This is a genomic window from Cognatundibacterium aquatile (assembly GCF_014699135.1).
GTDB lineage: Bacteria > Pseudomonadota > Gammaproteobacteria > Burkholderiales > Burkholderiaceae_D > Undibacterium > Undibacterium aquatile.
Genome location: NZ_JACOFT010000007.1, coordinates 21,851 through 39,614 on the forward strand (window position 1 = coordinate 21,851; position 17,764 = coordinate 39,614).

At 48.0% G+C, this 17,764-nt stretch carries 12 protein-coding genes; 6 read left to right on the forward strand and 6 right to left on the reverse strand.

Annotation, left to right across the window (positions count from 1 at the left end):
- The first annotated feature begins 29 nt into the window (after positions 1-29).
- From H8K26_RS16385 to xerD, 4 genes are all read left to right on the forward strand, one after another.
- Entirely contained in the window at positions 30-581 is a 552-nt protein-coding gene (locus H8K26_RS16385; RefSeq protein ID WP_186885985.1) for a TRAP transporter small permease, read from the forward strand.
- On the forward strand, positions 578-1,858 hold the full coding sequence (locus H8K26_RS16390; protein ID WP_190480949.1) for a TRAP transporter large permease: 1,281 nt from the start codon (positions 578-580) through the stop codon (positions 1,856-1,858). Before H8K26_RS16385 ends, H8K26_RS16390 begins: the two co-directional genes overlap by 4 nt.
- A 525-nt stretch (positions 1,859-2,383) precedes the next feature.
- Complete coding sequence (locus tag H8K26_RS16395; RefSeq protein WP_190480951.1) at positions 2,384-2,881, forward strand: methylated-DNA--[protein]-cysteine S-methyltransferase; 498 nt, start codon at positions 2,384-2,386, stop codon at positions 2,879-2,881.
- 31 nt (positions 2,882-2,912) lie between these two features.
- Entirely contained in the window at positions 2,913-3,836 is a 924-nt protein-coding gene (xerD, locus tag H8K26_RS16400) for a site-specific tyrosine recombinase XerD (protein ID WP_190480952.1), read from the forward strand.
- A 95-nt stretch (positions 3,837-3,931) separates the two neighbouring features.
- Here xerD and H8K26_RS16405 read toward each other — a convergent pair whose 3' ends face one another.
- Both H8K26_RS16405 and H8K26_RS16410 read right to left on the reverse strand, forming a co-directional pair.
- Positions 3,932-5,767, reverse strand: a complete 1,836-nt coding sequence (locus tag H8K26_RS16405) for an alpha/beta hydrolase family protein (RefSeq protein WP_190480954.1) — start codon at positions 5,765-5,767, stop codon at positions 3,932-3,934.
- 236 nt (positions 5,768-6,003) lie between these two features.
- Positions 6,004-8,892 carry a TonB-dependent receptor domain-containing protein gene (locus H8K26_RS16410; RefSeq protein ID WP_186885980.1) on the reverse strand — a complete coding sequence of 963 codons (2,889 nt, stop codon included), beginning with the start codon at positions 8,890-8,892 and terminating at the stop codon, positions 6,004-6,006.
- A 704-nt stretch (positions 8,893-9,596) separates the two neighbouring features.
- Here H8K26_RS16410 and ybaK point away from each other — a divergent pair.
- Together ybaK and plsY are read left to right on the forward strand one after the other, a co-directional pair.
- Positions 9,597-10,091: a Cys-tRNA(Pro) deacylase gene (ybaK, locus tag H8K26_RS16415; RefSeq protein ID WP_190481190.1), complete on the forward strand. Its 495-nt coding sequence runs from the start codon at positions 9,597-9,599 to the stop codon at positions 10,089-10,091.
- A gap of 108 nt (positions 10,092-10,199) precedes the next feature.
- The gene (plsY, locus tag H8K26_RS16420; protein ID WP_190480956.1) at positions 10,200-10,805 is read left to right on the forward strand and encodes a glycerol-3-phosphate 1-O-acyltransferase PlsY; all 606 of its coding nucleotides are present in this window, start codon (positions 10,200-10,202) and stop codon (positions 10,803-10,805) included.
- Between the two features lie 144 nt (positions 10,806-10,949).
- Here plsY and tsaD read toward each other — a convergent pair whose 3' ends face one another.
- From tsaD to H8K26_RS16440, 4 genes are all read right to left on the reverse strand, one after another.
- Positions 10,950-11,978, reverse strand: coding sequence for a tRNA (adenosine(37)-N6)-threonylcarbamoyltransferase complex transferase subunit TsaD (tsaD, locus tag H8K26_RS16425; RefSeq protein ID WP_190480958.1), 1,029 nt, complete (start codon positions 11,976-11,978; stop codon positions 10,950-10,952).
- A gap of 151 nt (positions 11,979-12,129) precedes the next feature.
- A complete protein-coding gene (locus tag H8K26_RS16430; RefSeq protein WP_190480960.1) occupies positions 12,130-15,474 on the reverse strand; it encodes a PAS domain S-box protein in 3,345 nt (1,114 codons plus the stop codon).
- Positions 15,475-15,650: 176 nt separating this feature from the next.
- The gene (locus tag H8K26_RS16435) at positions 15,651-16,280 is read right to left on the reverse strand and encodes a TetR/AcrR family transcriptional regulator (RefSeq protein ID WP_186898591.1); all 630 of its coding nucleotides are present in this window, start codon (positions 16,278-16,280) and stop codon (positions 15,651-15,653) included.
- Positions 16,273-17,727, reverse strand: a complete 1,455-nt coding sequence (locus H8K26_RS16440; protein WP_190480961.1) for an aminotransferase-like domain-containing protein — start codon at positions 17,725-17,727, stop codon at positions 16,273-16,275. Before H8K26_RS16440 ends, H8K26_RS16435 begins: the two co-directional genes overlap by 8 nt.
- Positions 17,728-17,764: the final 37 nt, after the last annotated feature.

Consider the following 17,764-nt stretch of genomic DNA (forward strand, 5'->3'; position numbering starts at 1 on the left):
CTCATTCCTATCCTTCACAGGAGAACACAATGAAATTCCTTGATCACCTAGAGGAATGGTTGATCGCGACCCTGATGGGCGCTGCAACCCTGGTCACTTTCATGGCGGTGGTGCACCGTTATCTTTCGGGATTTGAAATCCCTTACCTGCAAGACGAGTTGTTAAAAATAAATACCAGTTGGGCACAAGAGCTGACCATTTACATGTTTGTGTGGATGGCAAAGTTTGGCGCTGCCTACGGTGTGCGTACCGGTATTCACGTTGGTGTCGATGTGCTGATCAACAAACTGAGCCCTGCGAATCGCTATAAGTTTGTGATTCTGGGATTAGCTGCCGGCGCTTTATTTACCGGCATTGTCGGCACACTGGGCGGTAGTTTTGTATGGGAAATTGCCCATACTGATCAGACCTCCGCTGATCTGGAAATACCGATGTGGTGGGTCTATCTGGCGATACCGCTGGGTTCTTATCTGATGTGTTTCCGTTTTCTGCAAGTTATCTGGAATTTCGTTAAAACAGGTGAATTGCCTAAACACGATCACACCCATGTTGATGGTCTCGAAGATGAGGTGAAAGCATGAACGCCACCATTATTTTTGTCTTGTTACTGCTGTTGATGCTGACCGGCATGCCGATTTCGATTTCGCTCGGCCTGACGGTACTGACGTTCCTCTTCACGATGACACAGGTGCCGATTGAGTCGGTTGCCTTGAAGTTATTTACCGGAATAGAAAAGTTCGAAATCATGGCGATTCCGTTCTTCATTCTGGCCGGTAATTTCCTGACGCACGGCGGTGTCGCTCGCCGGATGATTAATTTTGCGGCAGCGATGGTCGGGCATTGGCATGGCGGGCTGGCTCTGGCTGGCGTTCTTGCCTGTGCTTTGTTTGCCGCTGTTTCGGGTTCGTCGCCAGCGACAGTGGTCGCGATCGGCTCAATTATTCTGCCTGCGATGATTAAGCAAGGTTATCCAAAAGGTTTCGGCGCTGGGGTGATTACGACATCCGGTGCATTGGGTATTCTGATCCCACCTTCGATTGTGATGGTGATGTATTCCGTTTCGACCAATACCTCGGTTGGGCAATTATTCATGGCGGGCGTTATCCCCGGCCTGATGCTGGCATTTTTGCTTGGTCTGACCACATGGTTTCTGGCGCGTAAGCACAACTACCCTCGTATGCCAAAAGCCAGTTGGGGCGAGCGTTTTACTGCGTTCAGAAAAAGCGCCTGGGGCTTATTGTTGATCGTGATTGTGATGGGCGGTATTTACAGCGGCATGTTCACACCGACGGAAGCGGCCGCTGTCGCAGCCGTGTATGCGTTCGTTATCGCGGTATTTGTCTATAAAGACATGAGCTTGAAAAAAGTACCGAAGGTCTTGCTGGATTCTGCCTCAATGTCAGCGATGCTGCTCTACATTATCACTAACGCAGTACTGTTCTCATTCCTGATGACCAGCGAAAATATCCCGCAAGCGATGGCAAGCTGGATTATGGACAAAGGCTTTGGCATGATCAGTTTCCTGCTGGTGGTGAATATTCTGCTGTTGTTAGCGGGTAATGTGATGGAGCCGTCTTCCATTGTGCTGATCATGGCACCGATTTTGTTCCCGGTCGCGATGAAACTCGGTATCGACCCCGTCCACTTCGGTATCATTATGGTGGTGAATATGGAAGTCGGGATGTGTCATCCACCGGTGGGGCTAAACCTGTATGTCGCCTCTGGTATTACGAAAATGGGTATTACCGAGCTGACAGTTGCCGTTTTGCCGTGGCTGATGACGATGGTCGCATTCTTGTTGCTGATTACGTATATTCCAGAGATTTCTACCTGGCTGCCGAATTTAATTTACAAATAATTGATTTTTATAATAAATAAATTGGATTAGCACATTTTTCGGATATATACATGTCTTTTACATATCCGCAACAATTAAGTATTTTTGCGTAGTTTTTTTTTGTCACTGGTATTCGGTCGTGCTATATTCTGCGCAGTCGAACTTTTAGCAGTTCAGAAGATTAAAAGGCGGTAGTGCAAGAAAACGGTACCCATGCCGTACACTGAGGAGACGCGCGTTTTTATTACAAGCTGAGTATTGTGGCAACACGATAACTAAACAGCCGAAAACGCGAAACATGCTTTCAAGGCGCATCATTGATGCGCCTTTTTTCTTTTCCGGATCGAATTGATGTTATCCGCAGTGCCGAATCAGCACATCTGGCGGATAAATTTGTCAGTATATGTTTGCTATTTTTTGTGCTGACGGCGAGTGCGCTGGCGTTTAAAATTCACAGAGATTTGATTGATGAGCAGGCTGATCTGGCGATGAGCATGTTTTCGTCACATTTACTGAAGCAAGCTTTTCCCTTTTTGAGGAACACTCATGTCAGACAAAGAGAGCGGTATTTTTTCTGCCATCGTTGCTGCACCATTTGGCGCAGTCGGAATCCGCGTCGCTGATTCCTTGCTGACAGAGCTGGTTTATTTGCCACCAAGGTTCCATGAGAAAGACCCAGGTGATTCCCTCTCGGAGAAGGTGGCGACACAAATACTGCACTACTTCGACGATCCTGATTTTCAGTTTGATCTTCCTTTGCGGACTGTTGGTACAGCGTTCCAAAATGCGGTCTGGCGTGGAATTTCAGCTATTCCACGAGGTCAGGTGCTGACTTACGGGCAGATTGCCAAGCAAATCCGCTCTGCGCCGCGCGCTGTCGGCCAGGCTTGTGGTGCGAACTGGTATCCGCTGGTGATTCCCTGCCATCGCGTCACCGCAGCGGGTGGTTTGGGCGGGTTTGCTCATCATGATGATGAAACGGGTTTTCACCTCGGAGTAAAGCGCTGGTTGCTGGCGCATGAGGGTGTGGCTGATTATGCGTGAGGATGTTGTCAGTTTAAAAAAGACGGGTTTAATGCCGAAAGATAATTCGGTGCCATTTTTATTGCCTGCAGAATTGATGGCGCAGATAGACCAGTTCTGTGATGTTTTGTGGCTTGAAGACGGGTTGGCAAAAAATACCGTAGAAGCTTACCGACGCGATATGCGCCTGTTCGCCGAATGGTTGTCTGAAGCGACTGGCAAAGACTTATATCAGGCTGATTACAACGATATCAGCGCCTATATCGCGCTGAAGCACACGTCATCCAAGGCAACTTCTGCCAATCGTCGTCTCAGCGTGTTGAAACGGTTTTATTTGCTGGCTGTCAGGCAGAATTTGGTCTGGCAAAATCCGTGCAGCAAACTCAAATCGGCAAAACAACCCGTCCGCTTACCCAAAACCCTGAGCGAAGCACAGGTAGAGGCTTTGTTGCAGGCTCCGGATGATTCTTCTTTGGGACTACGGGATCGCACCATGCTGGAATTGCTCTATGCATGCGGGTTGCGCGTCAGCGAACTGGTGCAACTCAAATCTTTGGAAGTCGGCTTAAATGAGGGAGTTCTGCGTGTGACTGGAAAAGGAGATAAAACACGCTTGGTGCCATTTGGCGAGCATGCCAGATTATGGCTGGAACGTTATTTGAAACAAGCACGTCCGGTGATATTAAATGGTCAAATTGATGATGCCTTATTCGTGACAGCAAGGGGCGGTGCGATGACGCGGCAGATGTTCTGGATCCTGATCAAGAAATATGCAGCTCAGGCCGGGATTACGATTCATCTTTCGCCCCACACCTTACGCCACGCATTTGCAACGCATTTACTCAATCACGGTGCCGATTTAAGGGTTGTGCAGTTGTTGCTTGGGCATGCTGACATCTCAACTACACAGATATATACCCACGTCGCCAGAGAACGATTAAAAAAGCTCCATGCACTGCATCATCCACGAGGGTGATTATTTGTATCGTATAACGCGGTTTATAAACCGCAAGGAATAAAAAAACCTGCGTGGCTCTGAGCGACGCAGGTCTGGTAATTTTGTTGAACGACTTATTTCACTGCGGTATTTTCGTTTAAGAATTTTTCAGTGCGGGTCCAAAAGTCAACATTGTTTTTCAGGGTGCGCCATCCGTGACCTTCATTCGGATAAGTGATCCATTCAATTTTTGCGTCTTTAGGTGCTGCTTTTTTGAATTGTTCACCGTGTACCAATGGCACTCTTCGATCTGCTGCGCCATAAGCAAGAATCAATGGTTTTGTTAAACGATGTGCTTGCGTGACAGGCGAGGTCGCTTTCAATTGCTCTGCATCTTTGGTCTGGTCACCGATCATCAATGGCATACCGTAACGCGACCACGCTGAGCCAGAAGTATCACTCCAGGTGACATCAAATAAGTAATTGATGTCAGTCACACCAACCCAACTGATACCGCAGCGATACAAATCCGGCTCTTTGATTAAGCCCATCAGTGTTGCGTAACCACCATAGCTGGCACCTGCGATGCAGATACGTTTGGGGTCAGCATAACCCTGAGCAATCGCCCATTTTGTCGCATCTGTCACGTCATCTTGCATTGCCAGTCCCCATTGTTTCCAGCCCGCCCGGAACAGCTTTGTTCCGTAACCTGTACTACCGCGGAAGTCAGGTTCAAGTACAGCATAGCCGCGAGATGCAAGAAATTGTGTTTCGCGGTTCCATTCCCAATGTCCACCCCGGACATAAGGGCCGCCATGTACCATCACCACCATGGGTAAGTTTTTACCGCTACTGTTTTTTGGCAGTGTGATGTAGGCAGGAATTTCCATACCATCCCGGACTTTAATGCGGACAAAGTCTTTGTAGGACATGGTCTTAGAATTGACTTCAGGATGAACGTCACCAATCGGAACAAATTTCTTTGTCTCGGTGTTAAAGAGCAAATAGGATCCAGGATGAACGTCAGAGAACGAGTGAACAAGGATAGTATCGTTGTTCGCAGTTTCCGGGCCCCAAATCAGATTCGCCGTATTTGGCAGTGCTGCATCGACTGCTTTTTGGAAACTATTCCATTTTTCATCCAGCCATAAAGTGGAAAAAGCATCGCTCTCGTAATGAATCCCTAGAAGCTTATTTTCTTTTTTGTTAAAAACGAAATTACCATGGAAATCAAATCCTTTTGTGGCGACGATAGACGTGTCATCCAGTTTATTTTTTTCCAGATCAAAACGGAACACGGAAACCGTGTCACTTTTTTTCGCTGCCGTGACATAAAACTGGCCATCCGGTGCGATAAACGCCGGAGAGAACCCATGCCCTTTTACGTTGTCGTACTCAATCAGTTTTCGCCACTGCTGTGTTTTTGGGTCTTTATAATGCACAGCGGAGAGGTTATCCTCAGAGGTTTCTGCAACTCTTACCTCACCGGATTTATCAATCATGAAACTGACGGAATTCGTTGGTGTCTGAACGACTTCGTTGTAGCCATTCTGTGTATTCAGTTTCATTAATGTGTAAGACGGTGTCTTACGTGTTCCAGTGCTGCGCGTTATATACACGTCATTGGAGTCTGGCACGTGAGTGACATCAAGAAAATCGTGATAGCCATTGAGCACTCTGAATTTGCCACCGGTGTCACCGGTCGCAATCAATTCTCGTAACTCACTGCCATCTTTATTAATTGCAAATAAACCATTGCCTCTATCGCGGTCACCATCGCCAATGGCGCGATCTCCGACGCCAAAAACAAGTCGTTGGTTATTTACCCAGCTAAAAAATACCACGTCAGTCTTTTCGTAACCAGCCACAATTTTTGGCTTTAACTTATCCACTTCCATGACCGCCAGAACCAAACGATCATTTGCTCCCGCAGCCAACATCGCGATGTTTTTGCCGTCAGGTGAAAACATGACATTCGAGATCTGTTCGCTTTTGAAAAAATTTTCTACTGGTATCAGTTTGTTTTGTGCATGAGCTGACAATGGCATTGCGGCAGTGCTGGTAATCAATACTCCAATAGCGAGCGCCCTACAAAATTTGTGAAGCAATGTTTGCATAAATTCCTCAAAGAGAAAGTGATTCAGGCGATAGAAAAAATAAACGCCCCGTTGAACGAGGCGTTTATTGTCCAGCTAACTACACAATATTAACGGAAAGTATATTTCGCAGATACGCGGAAATAACGGCCAGTATTGTTATGCAGTGTCGAGTTGTAACCCTGAGCGATGGACGCAGCAGTAATTGTTGGATAGTAAGGTGCTTTGGTATCCAAAATATTGCTGATGTTGATACCCAGTGTCAGATCTTTGAAACCGGTGTAAGTATAGCCAAGGTCAACTGTTGTCCAGCTTGGAACTGTGCAATCTGGATAGTAGTCGAGGTACTTAGGAATGCCTCCCAGCTGCGGCGTACCTGCTGGCTGACCAGAACCCCAATGACAAACTCCACCATTTGCATAGGTAACATCATTGTTGTAACGACGATATTGCGTGATGCTATCAACAAAGCGGATTGCTCCATTAACGCTATGGGGGCCTTTTTCCCAACGACCACTCAATGTTGCTCTCAAACGAGGAATAGGTCCAACCGAGGTTGCAAAGTCGTTCAGATCACCAGCTGTACCAACAGCATTACGCTCTACGTCACCTGGTTGTTCTGCACGACGGTAGGAGATCAGGTAGGTCGTTTGCAGACCGGTAGTCAGTTTGCCGTATTCACCCAGATTTGTACGTAATTTCATATCAACGTCAATACCGCTGACTTCAGTGCTACCTTGGTTGGTCCATGGCGTTTTTATCGCCAGAAGTGGACCCGTACCTGAGATAGGATTACCATTCGCATCTTTCAACTGATTCAATGGATTCGTATCACGAGTGATGTAATCTGCCGGGAAATTAGCAGGATGTGTGAGCAAGAAAGTGGAATCAGCAAGAGCAACAACACCCTCTTGGCGCAGTTTATAAGCATCCACGGTCATGTCAAAGTCTTTTGTCGGCGAGAAAATCAAGCCCAGCGCCAGACTCTTGGATGTTTCTGGCTTCAGATCAGGATTTGCGCCGCCGACCCCTGACATACTCTTAGCGCAATCGGTTTGATCTGCACCGGCAACAGGTGTTGTACCACTCGGGCAGCGAACAGGATCAACAACGTTACTGAGGAAGTACTGTGCACCACCTGGCGCAACTTGTGATAATGCCGGAGCACGGAAACCCTCTGAATAGCTACCACGGAAAGCAAGGCTATCAGTTGCAGTCCATTTTGCGCCGACCTTAGGAACGAAGTTGGCCTTCAGGTTCGGATATTTATCCACACGACCTGCAAAATCCATCTCGAAGTTTTTCATGAATGGAGTACGGACTTCAAAGAAAGCCGAAGAAACATTACGTTTTGCTTCAATTGCAGTTGTCGCCAGACCCAGAATGTCACCGCGAGCATTTGCCGCATCAGGACTAATAGACAGTTTTTCCTGGCGGAGTTCTGCACCGACCGCGAAACCGATTGCACCACCCGGCAAGCTACCAAATTCAGTGCTGGCTTTACCATCCCATTGGGCGATTTGCGAAGTTCCGTTATTTGTCAGGTCTTTAGTGATCGTAGGATCCGCTGCCAAAGAAGCCAGTGAGCGGTTTTCTGTAATCAACTTACGCAAAGTTGGCAGATACAGGAAACCGTACGATGTCTCAATGCGTTTAGAACGGTTCCACAAAAGAGCAGATTCCCAATCCCAGCTACCGAGGCTGCCACGCAAACCAGCCAGCAGACGAGCATTTTGATTTTCCAGATCAGTACCTGTTTTCAGGTTCTCGAAGCGATAAACGACTGCTGAGCGCGCATCTGGGTTTGGATTGTCTGGATGACCGATTGGCAGAATAGCTTGGAATGGGTCTCCAAGGCCACCAACAACATAGTTAGTCGTTGGAGATCTGCCGTCAATGGTTCTGGCCGCCGAACGATAAACCCGTTTCGAATCAGTGAAAGCAACTTCACTGAATGCAGACAGATTTTCATTAATTTTCAGGTTGCCGACTGCCATGAAGTTGATGTCGTCGGATTTACCCTGAACATCGGTAAATTGATCTGCATCGTAGTTACAGAAAGTACGGCCATACAATACACTGCTTGTCGCGATGCCATTTGCTGCAGAACCAGTTATTTTACGGGACGCGTCGCAATTAGTTTGATTGATAACCGTAGGGCCAGTCGTAATGAATGACTTAGTGTTAGGTGATCTTTCTTTATAGAAAAAACCTTGATTAGAAGCAAAACTGGAATATGGATTCAGACGATAGTTCATGGCTGCATATTGTTCAGCCTGGATATCGTTGGAACCATTGCGTTCGCTGGTAGCTTGTTTCTTCGTCGCATCCAATGACACTAAAACGTTATAGCCTTGGCTTGCGAAATCGCCAAAACCAATGGTGCCGTTCACATTTTGGCGACCAAATTCGCGATCATCATTCGCGCCTGCGGATACACTGACTTCGCCGCCTTTGTAATCGCGTTTGGTAATGAAGTTGATAACGCCTGCAATCGCGTCTGAGCCATACACAGCAGATGCGCCGTCTTTGAAAATTTCGACGCGTTCCAGAGCAGACAGTGGAATACTGTTCAGATCATACAGCGCAGACTGACCGTTATTTGGATTGGCGTAGGCAGATGGAGCCATACGACGGCCATTCAACAGAATCAGTGTGGAAGTTGAGCTAAGACCACGCAAGGACGCCGTTGCTACACCGCGGGAAAAGCTATTTTGATCAGGAGTATCGTTATAACCGCCAGTACCCATCGATGGGACTTGTTTCAACAAATCGAGAACTGTGGTTGCGCCACTTTCTTTGATTTCTTTTGCAGTAATAGTCTGAATCGGAGATGTGCCTTCTTTATCAGCACGTTTAATATTAGAACCAGTGATTTCGACTTTCTGAACACTTTTCTCTTCTTGAGCTTGAGCCATGCCGGATAACATGACCGTGCCAGCTAAAACTCCGATTGCCAAGCGTACTGACTGTACGCCTATCTTTTCTTTAAAAATCATAATGATCCCCAAACGGTTAACGAACGCAACGCTGATGCTTAAAAAAACTGAGTAGATAAAGACTCAAAGCGATATAGAAAACGATCCTGAAGATGCTTCCGCGCAAATGGTATTTGTCTTTTGACCTAATCAGACTTTGAAAGAAAATGAAAGTTAATAAATCAGACGTACTTCGATTATGTAAATAAAATGGGTATATGTGAAAGTGTTTGTTACATTAATATGACTATTTGTTGCGTATTGGATACAGGAATGAAAATTTTTTTCTTTTTCCCATGAAATGGGATTTGTCTGTTCAATTGAACTCGCTATGAATGCCCCATTTGCTCCAACTAAGTTGTACTAAGTAATTGAAATTTAAAATTTATTTCTGCCCATAGGTAGATGAATGGCCAACGGTTTACTGATTATGGCATTTCTTTGACTGCGTATTTTTCTTGAAAATTTTTGTCGGAAAGGGATACTTTTTGTTACGGTCAGCCATCATTTTTTGCATAAGTACCCTATAAATTTGCACTTAATTAGTGCGTAGAATGGAAATTAAAAACTTTTTATTCCTATCTTCATTCAATTTTCCATTTCCTTGAATTATTTCTGTGCATTAAAAGCAATTCGGATGACCCGGTTTTGAGTATCAGATACATTCCCAGTTTGTACGTAGCGGCTATAATCGCTTGAATATATTAATAGCAATACGAGGTTGAATTTTGGCTAAGAAAGAACATGTATCTGAAACGCCTGCGACGCAGTTTTTGCGTAAAAACAAGGCGGAGTTTTCTGAGCATCCTTACGCCTACGAAGAACATGGCGGTACTGCGGTTTCTGCGCGTGAGCTTGGGGTGGATGAACATCATGTGATCAAGACGCTGGTCATGCAGGATGAGGCGGCGAAACCTTTAATCGTGTTGATGCACGGTGATCGTAAGGTATCAACTAAAAATCTGGCGCGACAGATCGGCTGTAAATCTATCGAGCCCTGTAAACCGGAAATTGCGCAAAAGCATTCGGGTTATATGGTTGGCGGCACTTCGCCGTTCGGCACTAAAAAAGTGATGCCGATTTATGTTGAGCAGGCGATTCTTTATTTACCGAAAATTTATATTAACGGTGGCCGTCGCGGTTATCTGGTCGGAATTTCCCCCGCGCTGTTGCAGAGTTTATTGCAGGCGCGCGCTGTTGAATGCGCTCTGGAAGAGTAATTCTGAGGGAGTATGTTATAAAATGCCCTTATTGTCTGCGTAAATAAAGCGCTTTTAAAAATACTGGGGGGAGTATATTTTTCGCCCCGTAGCTTCTTTAGGAAACACATGAATACTATTCTGGCCGGTGTGCTGGCTTACCTGATTGGTTCTGTCTCGTTTGCCGTGGTGGTGAGCAAATTATTTGGTTTATCCGATCCGCGTACTTATGGTTCTAAAAATCCCGGTGCAACGAATGTTTTGCGCAGCGGTAATAAGGCGGCCGCAGTATTGACGCTGCTGGGGGACGCGGTCAAAGGCTGGTTTGCGGTCTGGCTGGCGACGCATTATGCGGAGCAGTTTAATCTTGATGATGGCAGCATTGCGCTGGTCGCTATTGCGGTTTTACTCGGGCATCTGTGGCCGGTATTCTTTAAGTTTGTTGGCGGCAAAGGCGTGGCCACTGCAGCTGGCGTATTGATTGGTATTAATGCCTGGCTCGGCGTTGCGACGCTGATGACCTGGCTGGTGATTGCCTTTGCATTTCGTTATTCGTCGCTGGCGGCACTGATCGCCGCGATTTTTGCACCACTCTATTACGGCATGTTATTTGGACCGGATGTGAAGTTACTGGCCGTATTTGTTATGAGCGGTCTGCTGGTTTACCGTCATAGTCAGAACATTGTGAATCTGATGAAGGGTAAAGAAAGCAAAATTGGGAGCAAGAAAAAGTAAGAAGTCCGGTGCGCCGCGCATTGAGTGCTGCGCTCTTACTTAGTATCCGGACGGCTCACCTCTGCGACAAAAACGGCCCGTTGAAATAGAGGTATTTTTGCGCAGAAGGGTGAATGTGCATTTCAGGTGTGAACTGACGGACTATCAGGCAGCACTCAATTCATGCAAAGGCCAGCGTGGCCGCACATTGAAACCATAATCCCGCGTCGCTGCCGCTGGATTTTTTTTGAGTCGCATTGCGCCTGCGAATGCGATCATTGCGCCATTGTCAGTGCAGAATTCCAGTTCCGGGTAATACACCTGAAAGCGACGTTTGGCGGCGACAGCATTTAACGCCGCACGTAATTGCCGATTTGCGCCGACGCCACCAGCGATGACTAAGCGTTTGAGGCCACTTTCTTTCATGGCAGTGAGGCACTTGGCAACCAGCACGTCGACCAGCGCATCGACGAAACCGCGCGCGATATCTGCTTTGTTTTGTTCGCAGATATTGGCGGTCTGATTTTTGATGACAGTCAGTACTGCTGTTTTCAGGCCAGAAAAACTGAAATTCAAGTCTTTGGAGTGCAGCATAGGGCGCGGAAATGTAAAGTCGCCAGGATTGCCGAATTCTGCCAGTCGGGAAATTTCGGGGCCGCCCGGATAAGGCAGCCCGAGTAGTTTTGCAGATTTGTCGAATGCTTCGCCCGCAGCGTCATCAAGGGTTTCACCGAGTAACTGATATGCACCGATGCCATCTACCCGCATTAATTGGGTGTGGCCGCCAGAGACCAATAAGGCGATAAACGGAAACTCCGGCGGCTGACTGGCCAGCAGCGGTGACAGCAAATGGCCTTCGAGATGATGCACGCCGAGTACCGGTTTATTCAGTGCCATTCCGAGGCCGCAGGCAAAAGAGGCGCCGACCAATAAGGCACCGGCCAGCCCGGGACCCTGCGTGTAGGCAATCGCATCGATATCCTGTTTCTGTATCGTTGCTTTCTGCATGACTTCATTCAATAACGGCAAAGTGCGGCGGACATGGTCGCGCGAAGCCAGTTCCGGTACGACACCACCATATTCTCTGTGCATGGCGATTTGGGAATGTAAGGCATGCGCGAGCAAACCGCGTTGCGTGTCATACAAAGCCAGCCCTGTTTCGTCACAGGAAGATTCAACACCGAGCACTATCATGAAGTTATTTCTGAAATTTTTTGAAGTATAAAAAAGCCGCGTTTTAGCAAAAAACGCATCTGCATCAACCGCTGCGGGAATAAAAATCCAACGAGGACATTTACATGGGGAATTTTCGCACCAACGAGATTATAGCCGCCTCAGCGTCTTTTTACTGTGATACTGGCATCAGTGGGCGCGGTGCAGCGATGGGCAGATCGATATAGAAATGTGCCCCTTTGTGTAAGCCGGAATCAAAACCGATATTGCCGCCCATGTGTTCAACCAGCTCTCTGGAAATCGCGAGTCCCAGGCCGGTACCACCTTTTTCCCTGGTGTTCGATGAATCTGCCTGGGCAAATTTCTGAAAAATACGCGAATGAAATTCGGCTGGTATACCTTCACCATGATCGCGCACGGAAATGCGCACGGTATTTGTCCCGATGGCTGCGCTGATTTCCACAGTCTCATTCTCAGGCGAATATTTGATCGCATTCGATAGCAGGTTGGACAATATCTGCATCAGCCGCTGGCTATCGACGGCAACAGTGACATCCGGAACTGGCGCCTGTAATTGCAGATGAATTTTTCTTTGCGTACCGAACGTCAGATTGCTTTCCAGCGCTTGCGTGAGCAGATAATTCAGCGGGTAATTTTGTATATTGAAATGCATCTGCCCTGCGCTGAGTTTTTCCATGTCGAGTAAATCATTAATCAGGAATGTCAGGCGCTGGCTGTTTTTGCTGGCAATTGTCAGTAACGGCGCCAGATTTTTTGGTAAGGCACCGGTTGCGCCGCCGAGAACCAGACCGAGCGCACCCGAAATCGAGGTAAGCGGCGTCCGCAATTCATGACTGACGGTAGAAATAAATTCGTTTTTAATTCTTTCTAGCCGCTTGCGTTCGGTAATGTCGCGCACCAGTCCGATATACAACGGGTGTCCGCGCCGCCGCACGGTTGAGACGGATAAATCCAGCGGAAAAATACTGCCGTCTTTGCGCCTGGCTTCGACTTCCTGCGTGACGCCGATACCCTCTTCAAATGCATTTTGCCGGATTTTTTGATTCCGGCTGCCATCATCCCAGACCGGGAGCAGCATATTGAAATTCCGACCGATCACTTCCTCTTTGTTATAACCAAATATTTTCGCCGCGGCGGCGTTATACGCGTCAACTTTACCGGTGTGATCGATCGTGACGATGCCATCAAGCACATTGTCGAGAATGGCTTCGGTGTGAGCGGCCTGATCACGCAAGGCTTCGGCGTTTGCCTTGCTGTCACTGATGTCCTGAAAAATCCCGTAGATGCGAACGATCTGATCATCCTGATAGTATGGCAAGCCGATTGCACGAACCCAGCATTGTTTTTGTTTCGCAGTAATGATTTCAAATTCTTCGTCAAATTTTTTTCCGTCTGCAATCGCTTCACGCATCAGTTGCAAAATCCGGTCACGGTTTTTTCCTGGCTTGTAAAATAACAAAGCATGGTCGGCATCAGACTCATAATCGTCGCTGACTTCGTGGATTTGTCTGGTGACCTGGCTCCAGAAAACTTTACGGCTCTGAATGTCGAATTCCCATGTGCCTATGCGTGCTGCCGTGTTCGATTGCTCCAAGAGTGCATAAGCATGCGCCAGTTTTTCTTCCGCCAGTCGCTCTTGCGTGACATCCTGATGGCTACCAGACATAACAAGTGGTTTTCCATCTTCGCTCCAACTGACCACGCACCCTCGGTCTCTGATCCATATCCAGTGCCCGTCCTTATGACGCATGCGGCTGACCAGATCGAAGTAGGGTAATTCTCCCTTGAAATGCTTCTCCAGCATTGCGGTAGAGCGTTTCAAGTCTTCGGGATGACACATATCCAGCCAGGTTTGAACAGTCGTCGGTTGCAGCTCTGCCAGCGTGTAACCGAGCATTTCAGCCCACCGTTCGTTGTAGACGGTTTCTCCACTGGCGATATCGCATTCCCAGGTACCAATGTTGGTGCCCTCGATAATGTTTGCCAGGCGTCTTTCACCTTCTTCATGCTGGCGCTGGACTTTGGCCGCATTGATTAACTGACCTATCGTGATCAGGACAGGTTGCAGAAAATCTATCGTTTGCTGATCGTAATCATTGCTGCTGTTCGCCAGCCCTATGGTGGCGACGATATCGCCATTGTAATAAACCGGAACACACAAGAATCGATGCAGCGCGCCGCTGATGCCTTTGCCGGATATCGCTTGCCCAGTGCTAAGAACCTGAGCAAACTGCGCATCCAGAGAACGTGTGGCCGCCTCCATCGTGAAATCATTTTTATCGTCTCCTGAAGTCGTACGATCAGCGTTCTCGCTCACCTCTGCGCTGACGTAATTTTTCAGGATATAGTCGCCCGTTTTACCCTGCTGCACTTTACAGACCTGACCGTATCGGCTGCCAGTAAGCAGAACTATGTCGTTCAGTAAGGTCCTGATACCTTCGCGCTTATCCCGGCCTTTGATAAATTGCGATTGCGCCCGGGCGACGGCGTCATTCAATTTTTGCTGCAGTTCCAGCGCATGATCCAGCGCCAGTCGTTTCAGAGTGCTGTTGACCCAGTCGCCTAATACGTTGATGAATTCAATTTCGACTTCGCTATAGGCAGTCGCACGGGGATAGTCATCTGAAAATCCCAGCGTTCCATACCGATGACCTTCCAGAAAAAGAGGGATGCCGATGTAGGTTTCCTGCCGGAAGCGTTGGTAACTCGGGTGATCGCTGTATTTGCTCTGAGCTATATGTTCGATGCAGACAACGCCTTCATCGACTTTCAGCAAATCAGAATAGGTCTGATTTTTGGGAAACAGCTGCCCTTCGTATAAAGTTTCCAGCGCTGATTGCAGTACGCTGACGTAAATATTATCGCCTTCATTTTTTGAAATGATGCCGGTACTCAGCTTCAGATATTCACAACCAAGCGCAAGCGTTTCCCGCAATAAGGTTTGCGGATCATCGAAGGTAAGCGAAGTGATGCGGGCCAGAGTCAGTAAAGCATCGTGCTGACGGTGTGCCTGTTCGTTGGCAATTTCATGTTCTACGCAGTCGGCCAGGTCGCGCAGCGATGCCAGTTCCTGCGTGGTCAGAATTCTGGCTTCGCTATCGATAATGCACAGTGTACCTATGCGCTGCCCATTTTTTGTATGCAAAGGCGCGCCAGCATAAAAACGTATGTTGGGTGCGCCCAGAACCAAAGGATTATCGCTGAACCGTATATCTTTGCTGGCATCTTCCACAACGTAGACGTCACTCGACAAAATGGCGTGACCGCAAAATGAAATGTCGCGATGTGTTTCCTGCGCTTCCAGGCCTTGTCTGGATTTAAACCATTGTCGCTCCTCGTCAATTAAAGAAATCAGAGCGATATCGGTGTGAAAAATCTGGCGGGCAAGGCGTGTGATGCGATCAAACCTCTCCTCGGGCTGGCTGTCGAGCAGACGGCATTCCCTGAGCGTACTGAGACGCAGCGCTTCATTTTCAGGATATTCCGGTGGCAACATAGGTGAAATTCGGTACAGGCATCAATTCGAAGTAACTGGCATTCATATCATGAAAGCCGGCTGGGTAACATGTTTCACTGGTACAACTAATAATGTTTAACAAAAAACACCATTTTTTATTATTGAAACGTCTATTTTTATCGCATTGCTTTCATATTTTTTTACGTAGTGCGCGTTCAGGAAGCGTGCAGTCTGTGCAAAACCATGCCGACGATGAATTCTTCTGCGTCATCGAAATCCTGTTCTGATAACGACTCCTGCGCAAGAACCAGATTCATTTGCGTTGCAAAGTCCGCATACGACTGTGTCATCGCCCAGATCGAAAATAATAAATGGGTCGCGTTGACGGCCTTGATTTTGCCCGCTGCTATCCAATTTTCAAAAGTCGCTATATCTTTTTTAAATAGAGGCAGAATTTTTTCGCGCATCTGCTGAGAGTACACCGCCGCACCGCCGATGACTTCCATCGCGTAGACACGTGAGGCCTGCGGTTGCTCTTTTGAAAAACGTAATTTTGCGTGAATGTATTGCCGTAATAATTGCTCAGGTTCTTCATCTGAAGTGGCGAGAAAATCCATGCGTTCCAGCCATTGATCCAGTATCTGATCCAGTACTTTCTGGTACAACACTTGTTTATTGGCGAAGTAATACAATAAATTTTGTTTAGAGATACCTGCACATTCAGCGATCCCTGCCAATGAGCTGCCATGAAATCCGGATTCTGCAAATACCTGCGTCGCGCTGTCTAAGATACGAATTTCAATGGCATCACGCGCGCTGGAGATTTTTTCCACACGTTTATCCATGAGCGGACTCGTCGCTGATGCCGCGTAAAAATGTAAGAAGTTGTGCCGAGTTGCAATACGCAATATTGAAACGGAACCAGGGATAAGTGGTTTCGTGAAGACTGAAAAAATCTGCCGGTGCCAGTAAGATACCGGCGTTTAGTGCCAGTGTCGTTATCTCGTGAGCTGTTCTTGTCGAATCACGCCATCCGGCGCTGATAAACATGCCGCCACGTGGTTCAGTCAACAGGGTCAGGCCTGCATCCTGTAATAGTCTTATTGCCTCGGTGCGCGAGGTATCAAGTTGTCGTTTAAGTTTTTCCAGCATGCGCCGGTAGAGTCTGGAACTGATTGCGTGCAACACCGCACGTTCATTGATTTCCGATGTCGTCAGTCCGGTCAGCATTTTGATGCGCAGTAACTCATCGATCAGTGAGTGCGATGCACAGAGTGAACCGACTCTCAGGGTCGGGGAGAGTACTTTGGAAAAACTACCTACCCGTACCACACGTCTGAGCCCGTCCATCGCAGCTAAAGAGGGTTCTGGGCGTGTACATAGTTCGCGATAGATATCATCTTCGACCAGCCAGAAATCGAATTGCTCAGCCAGTGCCAGCAGACGGTGTGCCTGTGCCTGCGAAAGGCTGGTGCCAAGCGGATTTTGCAGTACCGTATTCACAAACATGATTTTTGGCTGATGCAGTATGGCTTTTTCCATCAGTGCATCCAGATCCAATCCATGCGCATCCCGCTGTATGCCGACCGGAATGCAACCATGATGGCGTATCAGCGACAGCAAATTGCTGTAGCCGGGATTTTCCACCAGCACTGTGTCGCCGGGCTTGCACAGCGTTCGTAATATCAGATCGAATGCGTGTGTCGCACCGTTGGTCAGCAGAATCTGTTCAGCATCAAGCTGAAACAGTTCTTGCGACAACTGCTGAGCCAGATGCTGACGCAGACTGGGAAGGCCAGCCGGATGACCATAGCCGCGCAGACGTTGGGTGGGGATGCGCATCGCCTGCCTGAGTGCGTCGAGCAGGACATCGTCACCATACCATTCTGGTGGCAACCAGCCTGAGCCTACCGGTAAAGCGGATGAAACACCTGAATACAAATCAGGGCTTAACGCATCAAGCATGGTTGGTGTTGTCGCATGTAGCAGAGGCGATGGTGCACTGGCAGGTTTGCTCACAAAATAGCCGGAGCCACGGCGTGAACTCAGCATGCCGAGCGTGATCAGCCTCTCGTAAGATTCGACGACGGTGAAGGTACTGACGGCATTGCATTTGGCAAACTGACGTACCGATGGCATCTTGCTGCCGAGCGCTAAGCGATTTTGCCGGATCAACTGGCTTACTTCTTGGACGATCTGCTCAACCAGGCTGGCTTGACGGCTTCGTTCCAGTGCCAGTTGCGGCCATAGGGATGATCCGGACGCCTGCTGTATTTCTTTAGTCAACTCCATTTTATCCCCTGATATTGCAACGCTCATCCTGCCATCT

Excerpts from the sequence above, each read along its gene's own strand:
- H8K26_RS16395 (WP_190480951.1), top strand. The coding sequence starts at position 2,384 with ATGTCAGACAAAGAGAGCGGTATTTTTTCTGCCATCGTTGCTGCACCA.
- H8K26_RS16410 (WP_186885980.1), bottom strand. The coding sequence starts at position 8,892 with ATGATTTTTAAAGAAAAGATAGGCGTACAGTCAGTACGCTTGGCAATC.
- tsaD (WP_190480958.1), bottom strand. The coding sequence starts at position 11,978 with ATGATAGTGCTCGGTGTTGAATCTTCCTGTGACGAAACAGGGCTGGCT.
- H8K26_RS16435 (WP_186898591.1), bottom strand. The coding sequence starts at position 16,280 with ATGGATAAACGTGTGGAAAAAATCTCCAGCGCGCGTGATGCCATTGAA.
- H8K26_RS16390 (WP_190480949.1), top strand. The coding sequence starts at position 578 with ATGAACGCCACCATTATTTTTGTCTTGTTACTGCTGTTGATGCTGACC.
- xerD (WP_190480952.1), top strand. The coding sequence starts at position 2,913 with ATGCCGAAAGATAATTCGGTGCCATTTTTATTGCCTGCAGAATTGATG.
- H8K26_RS16385 (WP_186885985.1), top strand. The coding sequence starts at position 30 with ATGAAATTCCTTGATCACCTAGAGGAATGGTTGATCGCGACCCTGATG.
- H8K26_RS16430 (WP_190480960.1), bottom strand. The coding sequence starts at position 15,474 with ATGTTGCCACCGGAATATCCTGAAAATGAAGCGCTGCGTCTCAGTACG.
- H8K26_RS16405 (WP_190480954.1), bottom strand. The coding sequence starts at position 5,767 with ATGTTTTCACCTGACGGCAAAAACATCGCGATGTTGGCTGCGGGAGCA.
- H8K26_RS16440 (WP_190480961.1), bottom strand. The coding sequence starts at position 17,727 with ATGGAGTTGACTAAAGAAATACAGCAGGCGTCCGGATCATCCCTATGG.
- plsY (WP_190480956.1), top strand. The coding sequence starts at position 10,200 with ATGAATACTATTCTGGCCGGTGTGCTGGCTTACCTGATTGGTTCTGTC.